The organism is Marinomonas sp. KMM3893, assembly GCF_004352855.1.
Taxonomy (GTDB): Bacteria; Pseudomonadota; Gammaproteobacteria; order Pseudomonadales; family Marinomonadaceae; genus Marinomonas; species Marinomonas arenicola.
On sequence record NZ_SJSC01000004.1, the window covers coordinates 174,616 to 194,703 of the forward strand.

The following is a 20,088-nucleotide window of genomic DNA, read 5'->3' on the forward strand; positions in this document are numbered from 1 at the left end:
CCTTAAAGGAGTGAGAAAACTAAAATGTAATCTCTATTACTGCTCTCTTAGCTTTCGTTGTTTGCTTGTGATTAGAAATCCATAATATGCCCTTATAAGCCGGAAAGTTATGATCTAGGTCATGTTGATTTGAATCGCTACTAGTTCAGTAGACACTTCTCAGTCATCTTTTTGAACCGTTTTTCATACTCAACAGGTGGCAACATATCATTAGCACTATGGCGTTTAGCTGGGTGATAAAACATTTCGATATAATTAAAAATGTCTTGTTTTGCTTCGCCCCTTGTCGAGTAAATTTTTCGTTTCACTCGCTCTTGCTTTAAAAGCTGGAAAAAGCTTTCTGCTACAGTATTATCGTGACAGTTTTCACGTCGACTCATGTTGACTTGTAAATTGTGATCATCTAAAAAATTATGCCAATCATAGCTGGTGAACTGACTGCCTTGGTCTGAGTGAATCGTCACCCTTTGCTTTGGCTTTCTTCTCCATATCGCCATCATCAGAGCATCAAGAATAAGTTCCTTCACCATTCTTGGCCCTATCCCCCAGCCTACTATTTGACGCGAATAGAGATCGAGTACCATGGATAAGTACAGCCAGTCTTCATGTGTTCGAATATACGTAATATCTGTAACCCACCTGGGCTTTGAGGCCTGCTCTTCGCATCAGGTAGTGCACTCGATTAATGCCCAAAAATTCATTTAAGGATCTCAGGTCTTAATAGATTTTTCGATAACCGTAGACATAACCCGATTCCAGCCATAGTTGTTTGACAAGACCTGTTAGCCATTCATTTTCCTTAGCGAGTTTTGAGTTCGGCTTTTTCAGCCAAGCGTAATAGTCATTAGGGGGAACATCGAAGAGATTACACCGTCGCCTTACAGGAAAGTCGGCACTGTGATCCCGGATAAAGGCGTATCTTAGTCTGGGTGGCTTGAGAAGTATGCTGCGGCTTTTTTTACAGATCGCACTCTTCCGTCACTCGCTTGAGTTCTTTTCGAAGACGAAGAATCTCGCTCGACACAGCAGAGGAGTCTGCAAACGATTTCACCTCTGGGCCGTATCGTTTAATCCAAGCGTATAAACTGTGGGTGGTTAACGTGGCGGTGCGCAGGATTCCCGTACAACGATTTCAATGTCCAGTGGGTTGGGGACCAGTACGTTTTCCCCATTGAGTTTGGCGATGAGGTATTTGGCGGCGAGCATCCCAATTTGTTGTTGTGGGGTTCTCACTGTGGTCAATCGTGGGGTGATGTTTGAGGCCAACCACATGTCGTCGAACCCTGTGACGGAAACGTCGTTGGGGATGTCGATGCCCATTGTTTTGCTTTCAAAAATCGCACCGTAGGCAAAAGGCTCTGAGCCACAGATGATCGCGGTGGGTTTTTGCTGGCGTGACATTAATAGACGAAAGGCGTCTCGTCCGGCGTCTACACCGAATTGTCGTTCAATGACGTTGTCATCGTCTAGGCTGAGTCCGCGTTGGGCCAGTGCGTGGCGTACACCTTGTAGGCGGTCATGGGCCCTGTCGTTGTTTTTGACAAAACCGGAGATCATCGCAAATTTGGTGTGCCCAAGGTCCATCAGGTAGTTGGCAATGCTGCTGGCGGCGTTGTGGTTGTCAAAGCCAACACAAGGGTGGGCTTGTTTTGAGTCGATCGTCCAGGTGAGCACATAAGGGATTTTTTTGGCATTAAGCAGTTGGTAGATGCTTTCATCACGGGCGTTGCCGATCAGTAAGAGGGCATCCACACCATGCGAGATCATCTGAAGTATGTGCTCTCGTTCTTTTTCTGGATTGTAATTGTGCGACGCCAATATCAGGTTGTAGCCTGAGGTGGAAATATGATTCTGAAAGACTTCGATGGCGCGACCAAATAGGCTGCTGTCTAAGGATGGCATGATGGAGCCAATCATTCGCGAGCGTTTGGATGCCAGAGTACGCGCGGCGGCCGAAGGAACGTAATTGAGCGCTTTAATGGCAGCAGACACTTTCTGTTTGCTGCGCTCACTGACTAATTCTGGGTCATTGAGGTAGCGTGACACAGTAACAGGGGCCACGCCGGCGGCACGCGCGACATCGCCCATGGTGATACTATCAGTGACAATATTGTTGGCTTTCATATACTTCTCAAATTCTTTCTCTCAGAATATCAAAACATAGGTTTAAAGTAGAGCTATCTTAATCTTATACCTAGGTAAAAGTGTAATTTAGTTACAAAAATCAGACAAAATGCAGGGGGTTACGCCCTAAAACTCCGTAATTTAATGACGAATGATATTCCAATGGTCATACGCCTAAACACAGTGCGCTTTTTTTTGCGCGTTATTGCATACCGCTCTTTACGGTATTTTATCTGCCTGAGAACACTCAGGCAGAGTGTTTACACATCGATAGACACATTGCCAATCGGCCGTGAGCAACAAGCAAGAATATACCCCGCGTCTATGTCGGCTTGAGAGATCCCTCCGTTGTGGTTCATCGCGACTTCTCCACTGAGTTTTTTCACTTTACAGGTGCCGCAAACGCCAAAGGTGCAACCCGATGGAATGTTCAGCCCAGCGGCTTTCGATGCCAGCAAGATGGTTTGCTCTGGTGTGGCACTGTGGTGGTGATCTGTCTGAGCGAAGTAAATGTCGGCCTCGCTGGTTGCGTTGTCTTCGTCATGGTGTAAAGCGGCGCTTTGCTCAGATGTGCTGTCTTCTTCTGGTGCCTGAAAGCTCTCTTCATAGTAGTGGCTCATGTCGAAGCCCAGTGCCTGCAACATGTTACGCACAGATTCCATAAAAGGTTGAGGGCCGCAACAGTAAACATCGCGCTGTATAAAGTCTGGCGCCATTAGTCCTAGCATGAGCGAGTTAAAGCGGCCTTGGTAGCCCGTCCATGGGGTGTTTGCATCCGGTTCGCTGACGACAAACTTTAGGTTCAGGCCAGGCTCGCGACTTGCCATGTCTTCTAATCGTTTACGAAACAAAATCTCCGATGGTCGACGTGCGCACTGGATAAAAGCGACATCGAGTGGCTGGCCTTTGTCCCACATGTCGGTGGTCATCGACATCATGGGCGTCACGCCAGACCCAGCCGATACAAATAAAAATTTGCTGGCGCTGGGTTCGGCTTCGCTTCTTATATTGGTGAAGTTTCCCGCTGGCCCAATGGCGTGGATGCGCATACCGGGCGTTAAATTGTCGAGCATCCAACGAGTGCCTATGCTGTCTGCTTGGGCTTTCACGGTGAGCGTGATTAAGTTCGGTCGGGTTGGCGACGAAGAAATGGTGTAGGTTCGGTACACCAGTTCTTCTTGCAATGGTGTGCTTGTGCCAGCCGACTTGTTTGAAACAGGCAGCGCCAGAGTTAAAAACTGACCCGGCAAGAAATCAAACAAGGCCCCCGAAGGGGCGCGAAATGAAAAGCTTGCACAGTTTGAGGTCTCTGCTACTACTGAGACGCATTCTAATGGCTCTTTGTCTGTCCAATATTGGTGGGCAGCGACGTCTGTCATTGTGTTAGCGAGGTGGCTCATTGATCACCTCCGGTTCTGAATGAGCGTCGGCAGACGTGGCAATCATGTCTGGCTGGTGCGCGTTATGGCTTTTAGGGTGCAGTTCGGGTAAACGCGCGTCTAGCTTATCGCAATACCAATCAACAAAAGCGTTTACGCTGATTTCATGGAGCGGCGAATAGGGGCCGGGTTTAAACGCAGGGGAGTTAACGCCTAGCTGATTGTCTTCCACGACGCGTCTGTCTTCGTCGTTGGTGGCAATCCAGACTTCGGTGAGCTGTTTAAGGTCATAATCCACCCCTTCTTGGGCGTCTTTATTGACCAACCATTGGGTCACCAGTTCGGTTTCTGTTGGGCTAATGGGCGTCACTCTGAAAGTTAAGCAATAGTCCGGTAGAAAATACGCCCAGGTACTTGGGTAGTGAAACTTGTTGCACACGCCTGCGGTTTCGAACGTGATGTTGCCAAGTCGTTTTTGTGGAACGGCGAATTCACCGTTCATGGTGAAGCTTTTCGCGCCTTTCACCAAAGGCATGCGCGAGAGGCGATATTGGCCGTCTTCGGCCACCATGAATTGCGCGGTGAGTCCGGCGGCTTCACAGGCGGCGAAATGTTCTGCGATGTAATCTGGGATGTTGTCTTTGCCTAAAAAGGAGACTCGTGGGTCTTCAGGAAAGGTGCGTGTGAGGCTAGGGTGATTGGCCGAGCAGTGGTAGCACTCGCGGTTGTTTTCCCAGACCAGTTTCCAGTTGCCTTTTTCTATAATGCGCGACTCGTACGCTACCTTGGCATTTTTAAGATCGTGAGAGGCAAGGTAGGGCGTGGTCACAGCGGCGAAGTCGTCAAAGTTTGGGGCCTCGTCGGCCAGACAAATGTAGATCAAGCCAGCAAGGTTGCGACAATGCACCGTGGTTAAGCCGTGTTCTTTCGGGTCAAAGTCTGCGCCCATGTCGCGCGCCCATAATAAAGAACCATCCAGTTCGTACGTCCACTGATGATAAGGGCACACCAGTTTGGGCATGGTGCCTTTTTCTTTTTTGCAGATAACAGAACCGCGGTGTCGGCAGGTATTGTGAAAAGCGCGCACTTCATGATCCGCGCCACGCACCACCATAATGTTGTAATCGCCAACCGTATAGGTGATGTAGTCACCAGGCTTCGGCAGTTCGCATTCCGGTGTAACAAACAACCACTCTTTAAAATAAAACGCCTCAAGATCCTGCTTAAAAATGTCTACATCCGTGTAGAACGTTCTTTGTAGAGCGTGTTCTGGTATGCGTTGAGCGAGTAATTTTTTCGTTGTTTGGTACATGAGACTGCTTCTCCTGGCTTATGGGGTTGTGGTGTGGCGGCACTCTCCTTGGGGTGTGACGTCGTTATCTTTCTTTGTCGTTGTCTTTCTTTAAAGTACGTTTGTTTAGAGATAAATGGCGTTGGTGGCAAACGTCAATAGAGATGAAAGCGCAACCATTTAACTGCTTTTCGCACTCTATTTTAGCGTCTTCCATACTGTCAAGCGGTTTCACTTTACGCTAAATCCTTATCGGTAATATTGTCGTTTTTAGAACATTTTTACTGTTTATTGGTCTTTTTTATAATATTGACCGTTCGTTAAGTTTTAATGTTTTGATTTAGTTTTTATAAAATGGAATAAAAATTGCAAATGATAAAATAATTCAATATTAATCAGCATTTAAATGTGATGGTGAATATTGAGTGGCTGCCTAGCCGCTGTTTATGCGCCTGTTATTGGTGCGTAATGCATGCAGATGGTGCGCTGATGATTTGGCTTTTTTCCTCTAGAGGCCTATATATAAAGGACTCTAGAGGAAAAATTAGATATTTCAGTTAGTTATATATTTTTTAAATTTATGCTTGTCATCATTTGTTATCTTGTGTAGTTTTTAATTAACAACTGAAAGCGCTTCCATAAAAAGTAAATGGAAAATGCCTTTCAGTTAATAAAGCGAGAGTTAAAAACAGGACGTTTTTAAAATAGCCTGATAGGTGCCGGCAATAAAAACTATATTGCAGCACTTTCAGTGCTAGAAGTTAGCTTCTTTTTTATTTTTTATGAAATGGAAGCGCTTTCATTTTATAGGCACTAACACTAAGTTATATCTAATTAATATGTAACCAACGTTGTTGATAGGAATCAGGAGAGTTATATGAAATCGCATTGTAAAGTCGTTGTAATCGGTGGTGGTATCGGAGGCTGTAGTACTCTTTATCATTTGACCAAAGAGGGCTGGACGGATGTTGTTCTGGTTGAGCGTAATGAATTGACGTCTGGTACAACTTGGCACTCGGCGGCACAGGTCACTAACTTTGGTGCGGTGCAAACCATGGTTGGTTTGAAAAGCCACAGTATCAAGCTTTACAAAGAACTCGCGGCGGACCCTGAAAACCCTATCAACTACCACCACGCGTCTGGTGGTATTCGTTTGGCGTCGACTCAAGAGCATCTAGACGGTTACAACCACTTTATCTCTCTTGCTAAAGGCATGGGCGTTGATTTCGAATTGATCGATGCGGCGGAATGTGCGAAACGCCATCCACTGATCGAAACACACGAATTATTAGGCGGCCTTTGGGACCCATTAGATGGCGACATTGACCCCGCTCAGTTGACTCAAGCATTGGCCCGTGCAGCACGTAAAGCCGGCGCTGAAATTTACCGTCACAACCCAGTAGAAAACATTTACCAAAAACCAAACGGTGAGTGGGTTGTGCAAACGAAAAATGGCGACATTACTTGTGAAAAAGTCGTTAACGCGGGCGGTTATCGAGTTAACGAAATCGGCGACATGATTGGTGTTAAGTACCCAGTTATTTCCATGGAACACATGTATTTCTTAACCGAAGCGATTCCTGAAATCGCAGACTTTGGCAAACGAGTTCCATTGTTGCGTGACCCTCTGGACGATTTTTATAGCCGCCAAGAAAAAGACGGTTTGTTGGTGGGTATCTATGAGCAACGTTGTAAAACATGGGGTATGGACGGCATCGACCCTAACTTTGTCAACGCCCTTTGCCCTGATGACCTGGACCGCTGTCTAGACAATATGGAACGCGTCTTCAAACGCATGCCTTGCCTAGAAAGAACGGGCATTCGCAGCATCATCAACGGCCCAATTACGTATTCTGCCGATGGTAATCCGTTGGTGGGTAAAACCCCAGGCTTTGATAACCTTTATTCTATTATCGGCCTTCGTGCTGGTTTGGGTGAGGGTGGTGGTCACGGTAAGATTCTGGCTGAAATCATCGTTCATGGTGAGTCCGAGTGGGATACATGGGCCATTGACCCAGCGCGTTTCACTCGTCATGCCAACACTGAGTTTACCGCTCGTAAAGCCGTTGAAGATTACCAAAACGAATTCCGTTTCCATATGCCTCACGAGTTCCGCCCAGCAGGCCGTTTAGCGAAAACAACCCCAATCTACCCTGTTCTTAAAGCGCAAAATGCCGAATTTGGGGTGGTGAATGGGTGGGAACGCGCCATGTTCTTCAAGCCAGATGCGGATTTCGAATTCAAGCACAGCTTCCGCTTCACTGACACTGAGAAAGTGGTCGCCGCCGAAATCAAAGCGGTTCATGAAGGCGTTGGCATGATGGAAGTAAGCGGCTTTAACCGTTACGAAATCAAGGGGCCGAAAGCCGCTGAATGGTTAGACAGCTTAATGTGTTCTAACGTGCCGAAGAAAGTGGGCCGCGTTGGCTTGTGTTACTTCCTAACAGGAAAAGGCAATGTGGCGGGCGAAGCGACATTGGCGAAATTGGCGGACGACACCTTCTGGTACGGTTCTGCCGCAGCGTCTGAATACCACGATATGGATTGGTTGCGCACTCGTTTGCCAAAAGACGGTGGTGTGGTGATTACGCCAATGACCAATACTCATACTATTTTGGTGGTTTCAGGTCCTAAGTCTCGCGATTTGCTGGCGTCTTTGTCGCCTCGTACCGATTGGTCAAACAAAGCTTTCCCTTGGCTTACTGCGAAACCTGTCTTTATTGAGCATGCCGAAGTATTGGCGATGCGCGTGAGTTTTAACGGTGAGCTTGGTTGGGAGTTGCATGTTCCAAATGAGCAACTTTTCCTTGTTCACTCCTTGTTAGATGAGGCTGGTAAAGGGTTCGGTCTAGTGCCGTTCGGTATGCTGGCAACAGAATCCATGCGTTTAGAGAAGAGCTACCGTCATTGGAAAGCCGACTTGATCACTGAATTCGACCCCTTTGAAAGCTCACTAGACCGCTTTATCAACATGGATAAAGAAAGCTTCCCTGGTAAAGAAGCGCTACTGGCCAAAGCAGGTCAGCCCGCACGTAAGAAGTTTGTCACCATGACGGTAGATTGCGAGATTGCACCGGCTCACCCAGGAGACTCTATTTGTTTTGAGGGTAAAGTGATCGGTACTGTGACGTCTGCAGGCTACGGTCATCGTGTCAATAAGAACATTGTGATGGGCTTTATTGATCCTGCTTACGCCACAGAAGGATGTGAGTTCGATGTGGAGATCATCGGAAAACCCTATCCTGCGACCGTGGTTTCTGATTCGTTATTCGACCCAGAGAACGTGTGCGTGAGATCGTAAAGATAAGTTGTATTCAATAAACAACAGATATCCAAAAGGAAAGACGATGAAGACGATTAAAACAATGACCGTTGCGGCGGTGCTGAGCTTTAACGGCGTCGTAGCACAGGCTGCCGATTTAACCATCGGCGTGCCAAGCTGGCCTTCGGCTGCAGCAACCGCTTACATTTTGAAAACAGTCATGGAAGAGAACCTAGGGTTAGACGTCGCGATGCAAAGCGGCTCTAACGCGGTTATTTTCGAAGCGATGGATCGCGGTTCTATGGATGTTCACCCAGAAGTTTGGCTGCCAAATCAGCAAAACCTGTATCAAAAATACGTTGTTGAGCGTGGCACAGTGCTGCAAAACAAGCACGGTGTAGAAGCGATACAAGGGGCGTGTGTTACTAAGGAAACGTCTGAGAAATACAACATCAAATCTATCTACGATCTAACCGATCCCGATAAGTCTGTGTTGTTCGACAGCGACGGTGATGGCATAGGCAATATGTGGGCCGGTCAACCTGGTGCGGCGTCTACCATTATTGAGAAGATCCGTGCGAAGAGTTACGGCTACGATCAAACCATGGAATTGGACGAAAGTGATCTGCCGATCAACTGGGCGGCTTTGGACGCGTCAGTGAAAGCCCATAAGCCGTATGTTTTTGCGTGTTATACCCCGCATTACGTCTTTTCTTTGTATGACTTGGTGTTCTTAACAGAGCCCGCTCATAACGACAAAACCTGGAACATTCTGCAACCAACAGACGATCCAGATTGGTTGGCTAAGTCAAACGCAGACAGCGCTTGGCCGGTTGCTAATTTCTATGTGGATTACGCGAAATCTCTGCAAACTCGACACCCAGAAGCGGCTTCTTTGCTTAAGAACTTTAGGTTGAACGCTGACATCGTTAGTGGTTTGAGCTACGCGATGGTGGTTGAGAAAAAATCAGCGGATGTTGTCGCTCACGAGTGGGTTAAGTCCCATAGCAAATTGGTGGAATCTTGGTTAGGCCAGTAATAGACGTTTGGTTTGGTTGTCGCTGATCGAGCCATGAATTTGGTTTGATTAAGCCCCGACACTCTTAGTTACCGCGTGTTAAGAGTGTCGGTTATACCGAACTGGGTGCTGACCCAACGGCAGACGTATTTGAAATGTTGGTGATGTGGGCTCCAAACAATAGTGAACAAAGAAGGAAAGCAAATGAAAGCGATTAAAGCGATGACCATTGCGGCAGCAATTGGCGTCAATGGAGCGACAGCCTACGCCGCAGACATGACAATAGGTGTTCCTGGTTGGCCTTCTGGTGCGGCAACAGCCTACATCATAAAGACGGTAATGGAAGACAATCTTGGGCTTGAGGTGGCCATGCAAAGTGGTACTAATGCGGTGATTTTTGAAGCCATGGATCGTGGTTCCATCGATGTTCACCCACAAGTTTGGTTACCAAATCAGAATAACCTCTATCAAAAGTACGTCAAAGAAAGAGGCACTGTGTTGCAGAACGACCATGGTGTTGTGGCGAAACAAGGGATTTGTGTCACCAAAGAAACTTCTGAAAAATACAATATCAAATCGATTTACGATCTTACCGACCCCGATAAATCTGTTGTTTTTGACACTAATGGCAATGGGCTTGGCGAAATGTGGATCGGTGAACCTGGTGCGGCGTCGACTGTGGTAGAGCGTGTGAGAGCCAAGAGTTACGGCTACAACCAGACGATGGAGTTGGTCTCGACTGATACGCCAATTAATTGGGCGGCTTTAGAAGTGGCAGTAAAAGCCCATAAGCCATATGCCTTCTTTTGTTACACCCCGCATTATGTCTTTTCGCTTTATGACCTTGTCTTTCTAGAAGAGCCAGAACACAACAAAAACACTTGGAAAACATTACAGCCAACCGATGATCCAGATTGGATGGCGAAATCCAACGCCGACAGTGCTTGGCCAGAAGCGCGCTTGTACGTTGATTACTCGAAGTCATTGCAAGAAAGACACCCAGAGGCGGGCATGGTGCTTAAAAACTTTAAGATCAACGCCAAGATCGTCAGTGATTTGAGTTACGCCATGGTGGTCGATAAGAAAGACCCTGAAACGCTTGCCCGTGAATGGGTGGATGAGCACAGCGACTTAGTGGAGTCCTGGTTAGGTTTATAAAGAAACAGTGGCTAATTGATGACCACTAGTCAGCAGCAGTCGCTGGTTATTGGTGGTACCACAAGCAGATTAGATTCCTGAAACAATGGGAGTGGAGAATTCAGCATGACGACGGATGTAATTCAGCTAGAGAATGTTTGGAAAATCTTCGGAGACGACTCCGAACAGGCGATGAAGGCGATTAGCGAAGAAGGGTTGGACAAAGCAGCGGTACTTGAGCGCTTTGGCTGTGTCGTAGGAATTGCTGATGTTTCTTTTACCGTACCAAGAGGGGAGATTTTTTGCATCATGGGACTTTCGGGCAGTGGAAAGTCGACCTTGATCCGCCACCTTAATCGCTTGATTGAGCCCACCGCAGGCAAGATCAAAGTATTAGACCGTGACATGTCCGCGCTCAACAATAAAGAGCTCCGTGGTGTGCGCGCCAAACACATTGGTATGGTGTTTCAGCACATGGCATTGCTGCCTCATCGCACGGTATTGGATAACGTAGCGTTTCCGTTAGAAGTGCAAAATGTCCCTAAGTTTAAACGTTGGGAAATTTCTCAGCATGCCTTGTCATTAGTGAATCTAGATGGCTTTGAATATCGCTTACCGCACCAGTTATCTGGCGGTATGCAGCAACGAGTGGGCTTGGCGCGAGCGCTGGCCAGTGACCCTGAAGTATTGCTGATGGACGAGCCTTTTAGTGCGCTTGACCCTTTGATCCGTCATGAGTTACAGAACCAGTTTGTGTCTTTAACGAAAACGCTGCAAAAAACCACCGTGTTTATTACCCACGATCTGGATGAGGCCATTCGCATTGGTGATCGCATCGCCATTATGAAAGACGGACGCTTGATTCAGACCGGGACGCCAGAAGAGATTGTTATGCACCCAGCTGACGATTATGTGGCCGATTTCGTTAAGGGTATCTCTAATCTAAAACTGGTGAGTGCGCATTCAATCATGTTGGACATCAATAGCGTCACAGCAGAGGAAAAAGTCGCTTTTGCCGACGCGCCACGCACCGATGAAAACACCAGTCTTGCTGATCTTATCGATCTTTCTGTTACATCACACTTGCCTATCATCATTACCGATGCTCAAGGCGCAGACGTTGGCATTGTCAGTAAAGACACTTTATTAACCGGGATTAAGGGGAAGGGTGATGAATAATAGCAACTCGAACGGCGATACCTCTCTTATGCAGAAGGAGCAATCTGAGTCGGTTCATCGATTTACCGAACGCAGTGGCGACTATTACAGTGCTGAGTTTGAAAAAATTCAATCGAGTACTCGCTTAACCTTATCTTTCAATGTTGCGGCGGCCTTGTTTGGTCCTTTTTGGGGGGCGGCTCGAAATATTTGGGGCTTCTTTTGGTTAAGTACCATCGCCATGCTGTTTGCCTTGGTGCAATTAGGTCGTGGTTTATGGGGTGAGTTGGGCGCCGATAAATTAGCACAAGCGGCGCGCTTGGGAAGTAAATCTCAAGAGATGGCCGCCAAAGCACAAGTGGCCTTAGAGGCTGGCGCTGCCAACGCTCAGGCGCTACTGCGTAACTCTGATAACTTACAACGAGCCGCAGACAAAGCCACGGCTGCCGCGAACGAAGCGGCGAAAGGGGCTGAGCAATTGGTGATCTGGGGCGCTGTGTTTTTAATCGTGGTGATGATTTTTCAAGGGCTGATTGCCAATCTTGTCTACGAGAAAAAATACTGTCGCTGGCGTGCCGATTACAGCGAGAAAAATGGCTTTAGCATGATGAACCTACTGCTTGGCAGCGCCATGTTAGCCATCATGCTGCCACTGATGTTGTATCGCTTCACGGCGACCAAACCAGTGGCTTGGCTGATCGAGTTTCCAGCGGACAAAACCGTTTTTAATTCAGCGTCCAGCTGGTTGGACTCGGCGTTTGACGCGGTGGCTATTCACGGTTCTGGTTTCTTTGATGGCATTACTTCTGGCATTCGGGTCTTGCTGGACGGGTTAGAAGTGGTGCTGGTGGATACGCCTTGGCCGGTGATTACCTTGGTGATCTTGTTTATGGCATGGCGCTTGGCTGGGCCTCGCGTGGCGATCTTTACCGTGGCGGCTTTGGCTTACCTCGCCTTCTTAGGTTATTGGGAAAAAAGCATGGCGACGATCGCCTTGCTGGGTGCGGCGGCCACCTTGTGTGTTGTGGTTGGAGTACCGTTTGGCATCTTGTGTGCGAAAAACCGCACCGTGGATTCGATCGCTCGACCGGTTCTCGATTTCATGCAGACCATGCCCGCGTTTGTCTACTTGATTCCTATTATTGCCTTCTTCGGTACTGGTAAGCCGCCAGGTATATTGGCCACGCTGATCTTTGGTATGCCGCCAGTGGTTCGTTTGACGGCGTTGGGCATCAAGCAAGTACCACCTTCTATTGTGGAAGGGGCCTTAGCGTTTGGTTGCTCACGTCGCAAGTTGTTGCTGGATGTTGAGATCCCTTTGGCGATGACCAGCATTTTAGCGGGCATTAACCAAACCATTTTGATGTGTCTTTCTATGGTGGTGATTGCCTCTTTGATTGGGGCAGAAGGCTTGGGTACAGACGTCTTGATGGCACTGCAATTTGCCGCGAAAGGACAAGGCTTGTTGGCTGGTTTGGCGATCTTGTTCTGCGCCATGATCATCGACCGAATTGTACAAGGGTGCTTTAAACCAGCAGGAAGACCCGCGGACTAATAAACAATTTTAAACAACTCGTTAACGTAAACAATGACAAAGTAGAGATATGACATATGAAAATATTAGTGATGGTAAAGCGAGTATCTGATCCAAACGTAATGATTCGAGTCAGTGCGGATAACAGTAGTGTGGATCTTAATAATGTCAAAATGGCGATCAACCCTTTTTGTGAAATCGCAGTAGAAGAAGCGGTACGCCTAAAAGAAGCGGGCATTGCGACTGAAGTCGTGGCCTTGTCGATCGGTGGTACGCAATCCCAGGAGCAAATACGTACGGCCCTGGCGATGGGAGCGGATCGTGGCATCTTGATCGAATCTGAGGGGCCATTGGAATCTTTGACTGTGGCCAAACTAACGCAAAAGATCATCGAAGAAGAGCAACCAGGCTTGGTGATCTTAGGTAAGCAGTCTACCGATACGGACAACAGTCAAACGGGTCAAATGCTGGCCTCTTTGATGGGCTGGGCGCAGGGTACGTTCGCATCTAAGTTGGAAATCAGTGGCGAAAAAATCAATCTAACTCGTGAAGTGGACAGCGGCTTACAAACATTGAGTTTGAGCATGCCTGCGGTGGTGACTTGTGATTTGCGTCTTAATGAGCCGCGTTTTGCGTCTTTACCGAACATCATGAAAGCGAAACGTAAGCCTTTGGATGTGAAGGCCGCTGGGGATCTTGGTGTTGATCTTACGCCGCGCATTAAAACCTTAATGGTAGAAACGCCGAATGAGCGTCAAGGCGGTACGGTATTGGGTTCAGTCGCTGAATTAGTAGAAAAATTGAAAACAGAAAAAGGGGTGATTTAAATGACGATTTTAATGATTGCAGAGCATGACAACAAAAGCTTAAAAGAAATCACCTTAAATGCGATTACCGCCGCGACTCAAATTGGTGGTGACATTGATGTGCTGGTGGTCGGTGAGAATTGCGGCAGTGCGGCAGAAGCAGCGGCAACCATTAGTGGCATTCGTCGTGTACGAGTAGCAGACCATGCTTGTTACAACGGCCAGTTGGCTGAAAACGTTGCAGCCTTGATTCAAACGCTGGCGGGCGATTACAGCCATATCATGGCGCCAACCACCACCAGTGGTAAAAATATTTTGCCGCGCTTAGCTGCGGCTCTCGATACCAGCTATTTCTCAGACATTATCAGTGTAGAAAGTGCCGATACGTTTAAACGTACTATTTATGCGGGTAATGCCATCGAAACGGTTCAAACCGCCGACAGCATTAAAGTGATGACGGTTCGCGGTACTGCGTTTGAACTGGCAGCTCAAGATGGCAATGCGCCAGTTGAAGTGGTTTCAGAAGTAACCGATCTAGGGCTGTCTTCGTTTGTGAGTGAAGATTTGGCTGTTTCTGAACGCCCTGAATTGACCTCGGCCAGCATCGTTATTTCTGGTGGTCGTGGCATGCAAAATGGCGAGAACTTCTCGATCCTTGAAAAAGTGGCGGATAAGTTGGGCGCTGCGGTGGGGGCATCTCGTGCGGCCGTAGACGCAGGCTTTGTGCCTAACGATATGCAAGTAGGTCAGACCGGTAAAATTGTCGCTCCAGACTTGTACATTGCCGTGGGTATTTCGGGCGCGATCCAGCATCTTGCTGGTATGAAAGACTCGAAAGTGATTGTGGCCATTAACAAAGACCCTGACGCGCCGATTTTCCAAGTGGCGGATTACGGTTTGGTGGCGGATCTGTTTGATGCGGTTCCTGAATTGGAACAAGCGCTTTAATAGGTGCGTATAACGAATCTGTGCCGCTGAGGTCAGCGGCACTTATTTAGTAGAACAAGCGATTGAGAAGGAAATAACTGATGCGGGAATCGATGGAGTTTGATGTCGTTATTGTAGGTGCTGGCCCAGCGGGTCTGTCTACGGCCTGTCGACTTATGCAGCAGGCACAACAAGCTGAACGTGATATGAGTGTTTGTGTGGTGGAAAAAGGCTCCGAAGTCGGGGCGCATATTTTTTCCGGTGCGGTATTAGAGCCTCGTGCCCTGACTGAATTATTTCCCGATTGGGAGGATCGCGGCGCGCCCTTGAATACGCCTGTCATTGGCGATGAAATTTATTTGTTTCAAGACGCCGAACGGGCGAAGCGCATTCCGAATAGTTTTGTACCAAAGAGTATGCATAACGAAGGCAATTACGTTATCAGCTTGGGCAATTTGACCCGCTGGTTGGCAGAACAGGCAGAAGGCTTAGGCGTGGAGATTTTTCCAGGCTTTGCGGCCGCCGAAATCCTGTATCACGAGAATGGTGCGGTAAAAGGCATCGCCACCGGTGATATGGGCGTGAGCGCGGATGGCAGCCAGAAAGGCAGCTATATGGAAGGCATGGAGCTGCATGCAAAATACACTGTGTTTTCAGAAGGCTGCCGTGGCCATTTAGGGAAACAATTGCTGGCGAAATACGCGTTAGACGATGGTGTCGATGTTCAACATTACGGCATTGGTATTAAAGAGTTATGGGACATAGATCCTGCGAAACATAAGCCTGGTTTGGTGGTGCATGGTGCGGGGTGGCCATTGGACAAAGACACCAACGGTGGCTCTTTCTTGTATCACGGTGAGAACAACCAAGTGGTCGTGGGTTTAGTGGTGGATTTAAGTTATTCGAATCCCTATTTAGGGCCATTTGATGAGTTTCAGCGAATGAAACAGCATCCTGTGTTTAAAAACACTTTAGAAGGCGGCAAGCGTGTGTCTTATGGCGCTCGGGCGATGACAAAAGGTGGGCTGAATGCTTTGCCTAAAATGTGTTTCCCAGGCGGCTTGCTGGTGGGCTGTGATGCCGGAACCTTGAATTTTGCAAAAATCAAAGGCACTCACACCGCGATGAAGAGCGGCATGGTCGCTGCTGAGACTATTTTTGCCGCTTTACAGACAGACGATGAAGGCGGGAAAGAGTTGAATGCTTTCACTGAGGCGTTGAATGCTTCTTGGCTGTATGACGAGCTGCATCGTTCGCGAAACTTTGGGCCGGCGATGCATAAGTTCGGTACCTTCTGGGGGGGCGCGTTTAACTATGTGGATCAGAATTGGTTTAAAGGCAAATTGCCGTTCACCTTGCATGACAACACGCCGGATTATGCCCAGTTAAAAGAAGCGTCTGAATGTACGCCGATCGAGTATCCGAAGCCGGATGGCAAGATCAGTTTTGATAAATTGTCTTCCGTGTTTTTGTCCAATACAAATCATGAAGAAGATCAGCCCTGTCACCTCACGTTAAAAGACGAAAGTGTGCCGGTGAAAAGGAACTGGGGATTGTTTTCAGGGCCAGAAGCGCGTTTTTGTCCGGCTGGGGTTTACGAGTTTGTCGAAGACCCAGAGAAACACGACATGCGCTTGCAGATTAACGCTCAAAACTGCTTGCACTGTAAAACCTGTGACATAAAAGATCCGTCTCAGAATATTACTTGGGTCGTGCCTGAAGGAACCGGTGGACCGAACTACCCGAACATGTGATAGCCAAATATGTGGCCGTTAATCTATGGAGTGACAGTGCGCATGTTGTGATAAATGCGTGCTGGCTTGTTTTATAAAAACGAATCGCGTCTGCGCTATGCAGGCTCAACCAATGACTTTTATCGACTCTAGGAAGCTAAGTAGGCAATTATTATGACAACGAAAAAAACGCAAGAAAATCAGTTTATTTTTAACATTACGTGTAACGCAAGCAGTGGCATAGTGTCATCTGTTACCACGTTTTTGTCTGAACGAGGTTGTTATATTAGCGAACTGTCACAGTTTGATGATCCAGATACGAACCACTTTTTTATGCGTGCTGTAGGCTACATAGAAAGCGGGGATAAAACACTGGATGATCTTAACTTAGAGTTTCCTTTTGTCGCAGAACAGTTTGATATGAAGTGGACCTTGGTGCCTGCATCACAACCTTGTAAGGCGCTGATCATGGTGAGTAAATTCGACCATTGTTTGGACGATTTGCTGTACCGCTTGCGTAAAGGCGAGCTTAATATGGAGGTCACGGCCATTGTTTCTAACCATTTGGATTTGCGTCCGATGGCTGAACGAGAAGGGATTCGATTTGTTTACCTTCCGGTTAATAAAGAAAACAAACGTGAGCAAGAGCAAGCCTTGTTGAGCATAGTCGAAGAGACCGGTACTGAGCTGGTGATTCTCGCGCGCTATATGCAAATCTTGTCTGACAACTTGTGTACTGAGTTGAAAGGCCGTGCGATCAATATTCACCACTCTTTCTTGCCCGGCTTTAAAGGCGCGAAACCTTACCATCAAGCCCATGCACGTGGCGTTAAATTGATCGGAGCAACCGCGCATTACATTACGTCTGATTTGGACGAAGGCCCGATTATTGAGCAGTCAGTGCAGATTGTGAACCACGCCTTTTCTCCAGAAGCGCTTGTGGCCGCCGGTCGTGATACGGAAACCGTAGCATTGGCTCGTGCGGTGAAATTACACATAGAACACCGTGTGTTTATGGATGACAACAAGACCGTAGTGTTTCGCTAAGGGGAGGCGTTATGACAACCATCATTGACGGAAAAGTCATTTCCGCACAATTGCTTGAGCAGGTAACGGGTGATGTCATTGAGTTCAAAGCAAAGCACGGCATTACGCCGGGCCTTGCTGTGGTGTTAGTTGGGGATGACCCAGCAAGCCAAGTCTATGTGCGCAATAAAGTGCAGCGTGCGGAGCAAGTGGGCATTCGTTCTATCAAACACCGCCTTGACGCCAATGTGTCTCAAGAAACCTTGAATGATTTGGTGGCAGAACTGAATGCGGACCCTGAGATTCACGGCATCTTGGTGCAATTGCCATTGCCTAAGCATTTAGACGAAGACGAGATTGTGGATGCGATCGCGCCGAGTAAAGACGTTGACGGCTTTCATTCTCTGAATGTGGCGGCGCTTGCAACGGGCAAACCGGGCTTGGTGCCTTGTACGCCACAGGGCAGCATGACCATGTTAAGGCAAACCCTTGGTGATTTAACGGGTTTGCACGCGGTAGTAATAGGGCGCTCCAACATTGTTGGTAAGCCAATGGCAGCCTTGTTATTGCAGGCCAATTGCACAGTGACCATGGTGCATTCGCGTACCCGAGACATTGCTTCTGTGTGTCGTCAGGCAGATATATTAGTGGCTGCAGTTGGCTCGCCAAAGTTGGTTAACGCCGATTGGGTCAAGCCAGGCGCGACCGTGATTGACGTGGGCATCAATGTAGAAATGCTGGATGGCGTGCGTAAGTTATGTGGCGATGTGGATTTTGAGAGCGTGAGCAAGGTGGCTGGCGCGATCACTCCTGTACCTGGTGGCGTTGGCCCAATGACAATTGCCAATCTATTGGCCAATACCCTGCAAGCGGCGCAAGCACAAATATCGGCTTGATTGACCGTGCGTCATTGATCGATGTCACTGATCAATTCGCTAAACGCTTTTTCTGCAAAAACGAAAAAGGAGAAGACTGAATAGCCTTCTCCTTTTTTTGTGTCAGCTAATACTTAATCAGTAGAGATTAGGACTTGCCTTTCCAAGGGATTAATTTGGCTTCGATTTTACGCATGATGATGTCGATGCTGTAACCAATCAAGCCGACAATAATAACGCCCAATACGACAATGTCGGTGGCTAAAAATTTACTCGCCACCATGATCATATAACCTACCCCTGAATTCGCGGCTACCAGCTCAGCGGCCACTACGGTTCCCCAACAAACCCCCATGGCAACGCGCATACCTGTAAAGATCTCCGGCAAAGAGTTAGGTAGGATAACGTGCTGTAAGATTTGTCTTTTGTTAGCGCCTAACGAGTGGGCCGCATGGATCTTATTCAATTTGATGCTACTCACCCCAGCTCGTGCCGCGATGACCATGATCCAAAGGGCTGCAAAGAAAATTAGCAAAATCTTTGAGCGCTCACCAATACCAGACCAAATGATGACCAACGGGATAAACGCAAGCGGGGGAATAGGGCGGAAAAATTCGACAATGGGGTCAAACCAGCCACGCACTTTTTCAGATAAACCCATGGCAAAGCCTAGGGGAATACCCACAAGACACCCTAGGCTAAAGCCAACTAGGATGCGATAAAGGCTCGCCCAAATATGCTCCCATAAGGTAAAACCGCGGTAGCCGTCTTGGGAAATGGTGATGAATTGTTGCCATACGGTACTCGGTGCAGGCCAAAAAATCGGATTGATAAAGCCTAATGTGCTACCAAAGTGCCACACAACGGCGAGGCTAAAAACAGAAATGATGCTCCAGAAACGGCCTTTTCCGATGGCTTCGGTATCGCCAAAGGTCGTGGTTTTTTGCTTGTTAATACCTGATTTACTCATGCCTGAGTAGTGTTTGAATGATTCAAGTAAGGACATGTTCATATTCCAACCGCCTGATTATTTCCCATAATTTCTTCTTCCATTCCCCATATCATCGATAAGACTTCTTCTCGCTTGGCGATGAATTCCGCCGAGGTTTTGACCTCTCTAGGGTCTTTTGTGAGGCCCTCTTCGGCAAAGGGCAAACGGTACTCTTGTTTGATTCGTCCAGGTCTTGGTGCCATAACAAATAGACGTTCACCTAAGAACAAGGCTTCTTCGACGCTGTGGGTGATCAAAATAATGGTTTTACCGGTGTCTTTCCAAAGCTTAAGAACCAAGCTTTGCATCTTCTCTCGGGTTAATGCGTCCAGCGCCCCAAGGGGTTCGTCCATTAAGATGATGTCAGGGTTGTTGGCTAGGCATCTGGCGAGTGCAACCCGCTGTTGCATCCCCCCAGAAAGCTCATAAATGGCCTTGTCGCCAAAGTCTTGTAAGCCTACCGTGTCTAATAAATCGTCGACGATTTTACTGGTTTCTTCACTTGAGACTCCTGCCATTTTGGGACCAAAGGCAATGTTTTCAGCGACATTCATCCATTCGAATAATGCCCCTTGTTGAAATACCATGCCGCGATCAGGGCCAGAGTGCGTCAGTTTGGTAGTGCCATTTATGACCGCCCCAGAAGTGGGTGCTAAAAAGCCCGCGATGATATTTAACAGCGTACTTTTACCGCACCCCGAAGGCCCTAGAATGGCGAGCAGCTCGCCTTGCTTAAGGTTAAAGCTTACGTCTTGTAAGGCTTCAACCCGATTGCCATTGGGCTCATCGAAGGTCATCGAAATGTGGTTTGCGTTCAATGCAGACAT

The 20,088-nt window shown here is 47.8% G+C and carries 15 protein-coding genes and 1 pseudogene; 10 read left to right on the top strand and 6 right to left on the bottom strand.

Annotated features, from left to right (window positions below; genetic code table 11):
• Nucleotides 1-140: 140 nt before the first annotated feature.
• The 4 genes and pseudogenes from E0D71_RS17485 to E0D71_RS11685 all read right to left on the bottom strand — a co-directional run.
• Nucleotides 141-1,096: pseudogene (locus tag E0D71_RS17485) on the bottom strand (IS3 family transposase); the annotation flags it as partial.
• A complete protein-coding gene (locus E0D71_RS11675) occupies nt 1,096-2,124 on the bottom strand; it encodes a LacI family DNA-binding transcriptional regulator (RefSeq protein ID WP_133003485.1) in 1,029 nt (342 codons plus the stop codon). The gene E0D71_RS11675 and the pseudogene E0D71_RS17485, both read right to left, overlap by 1 nt.
• 260 nt (nt 2,125-2,384) lie before the next feature.
• Nucleotides 2,385-3,524: a hybrid-cluster NAD(P)-dependent oxidoreductase gene (locus tag E0D71_RS11680; RefSeq protein ID WP_243712028.1), complete on the bottom strand. Its 1,140-nt coding sequence runs from the start codon at nt 3,522-3,524 to the stop codon at nt 2,385-2,387.
• A complete protein-coding gene (locus tag E0D71_RS11685) occupies nt 3,508-4,815 on the bottom strand; it encodes an aromatic ring-hydroxylating dioxygenase subunit alpha (protein WP_133003486.1) in 1,308 nt (435 codons plus the stop codon). Before E0D71_RS11685 ends, E0D71_RS11680 begins: the two co-directional genes overlap by 17 nt.
• Before the next feature lie 856 nt (nt 4,816-5,671).
• Here E0D71_RS11685 and E0D71_RS11690 point away from each other — a divergent pair.
• The 10 genes from E0D71_RS11690 to folD all read left to right on the top strand — a co-directional run bounded on the left by E0D71_RS11690 (nt 5,672) and on the right by folD (nt 18,291).
• A complete protein-coding gene (locus E0D71_RS11690) occupies nt 5,672-8,095 on the top strand; it encodes an FAD-dependent oxidoreductase (protein ID WP_133003487.1) in 2,424 nt (807 codons plus the stop codon).
• A gap of 46 nt (nt 8,096-8,141) precedes the next feature.
• Entirely contained in the window at nt 8,142-9,095 is a 954-nt protein-coding gene (locus E0D71_RS11695; RefSeq protein ID WP_133003488.1) for a glycine betaine ABC transporter substrate-binding protein, read from the top strand.
• 183 nt (nt 9,096-9,278) lie between these two features.
• Nucleotides 9,279-10,232, top strand: a complete 954-nt coding sequence (locus E0D71_RS11700; protein WP_133003489.1) for a glycine betaine ABC transporter substrate-binding protein — start codon at nt 9,279-9,281, stop codon at nt 10,230-10,232.
• 105 nt (nt 10,233-10,337) lie between these two features.
• Complete coding sequence (locus tag E0D71_RS11705; protein ID WP_133003490.1) at nt 10,338-11,390, top strand: glycine betaine/L-proline ABC transporter ATP-binding protein; 1,053 nt, start codon at nt 10,338-10,340, stop codon at nt 11,388-11,390.
• A complete protein-coding gene (locus E0D71_RS11710; protein WP_207923387.1) occupies nt 11,383-12,924 on the top strand; it encodes an ABC transporter permease subunit in 1,542 nt (513 codons plus the stop codon). Before E0D71_RS11705 ends, E0D71_RS11710 begins: the two co-directional genes overlap by 8 nt.
• 56 nt (nt 12,925-12,980) lie before the next feature.
• The gene (locus E0D71_RS11715; RefSeq protein WP_133003491.1) at nt 12,981-13,730 is read left to right on the top strand and encodes an electron transfer flavoprotein subunit beta/FixA family protein; all 750 of its coding nucleotides are present in this window, start codon (nt 12,981-12,983) and stop codon (nt 13,728-13,730) included.
• Nucleotides 13,731-14,657: an FAD-binding protein gene (locus tag E0D71_RS11720; RefSeq protein ID WP_133003492.1), complete on the top strand. Its 927-nt coding sequence runs from the start codon at nt 13,731-13,733 to the stop codon at nt 14,655-14,657.
• A gap of 80 nt (nt 14,658-14,737) precedes the next feature.
• A complete protein-coding gene (locus E0D71_RS11725; RefSeq protein ID WP_207923388.1) occupies nt 14,738-16,390 on the top strand; it encodes an electron transfer flavoprotein-ubiquinone oxidoreductase in 1,653 nt (550 codons plus the stop codon).
• A gap of 153 nt (nt 16,391-16,543) precedes the next feature.
• Complete coding sequence (gene purU / locus E0D71_RS11730; RefSeq protein WP_133003494.1) at nt 16,544-17,416, top strand: formyltetrahydrofolate deformylase; 873 nt, start codon at nt 16,544-16,546, stop codon at nt 17,414-17,416.
• Nucleotides 17,417-17,427: 11 nt separating this feature from the next.
• Nucleotides 17,428-18,291: a bifunctional methylenetetrahydrofolate dehydrogenase/methenyltetrahydrofolate cyclohydrolase FolD gene (gene folD, locus E0D71_RS11735; RefSeq protein ID WP_133003495.1), complete on the top strand. Its 864-nt coding sequence runs from the start codon at nt 17,428-17,430 to the stop codon at nt 18,289-18,291.
• 127 nt (nt 18,292-18,418) lie between these two features.
• On the opposite strand, the gene E0D71_RS11740 is transcribed toward folD, so the two are convergent.
• The gene (locus E0D71_RS11740) at nt 18,419-19,276 is read right to left on the bottom strand and encodes an ABC transporter permease subunit (RefSeq protein ID WP_207923389.1); all 858 of its coding nucleotides are present in this window, start codon (nt 19,274-19,276) and stop codon (nt 18,419-18,421) included.
• 2 nt (nt 19,277-19,278) lie between these two features.
• A complete protein-coding gene (locus tag E0D71_RS11745; protein WP_133003497.1) occupies nt 19,279-20,088 on the bottom strand; it encodes an ABC transporter ATP-binding protein in 810 nt (269 codons plus the stop codon).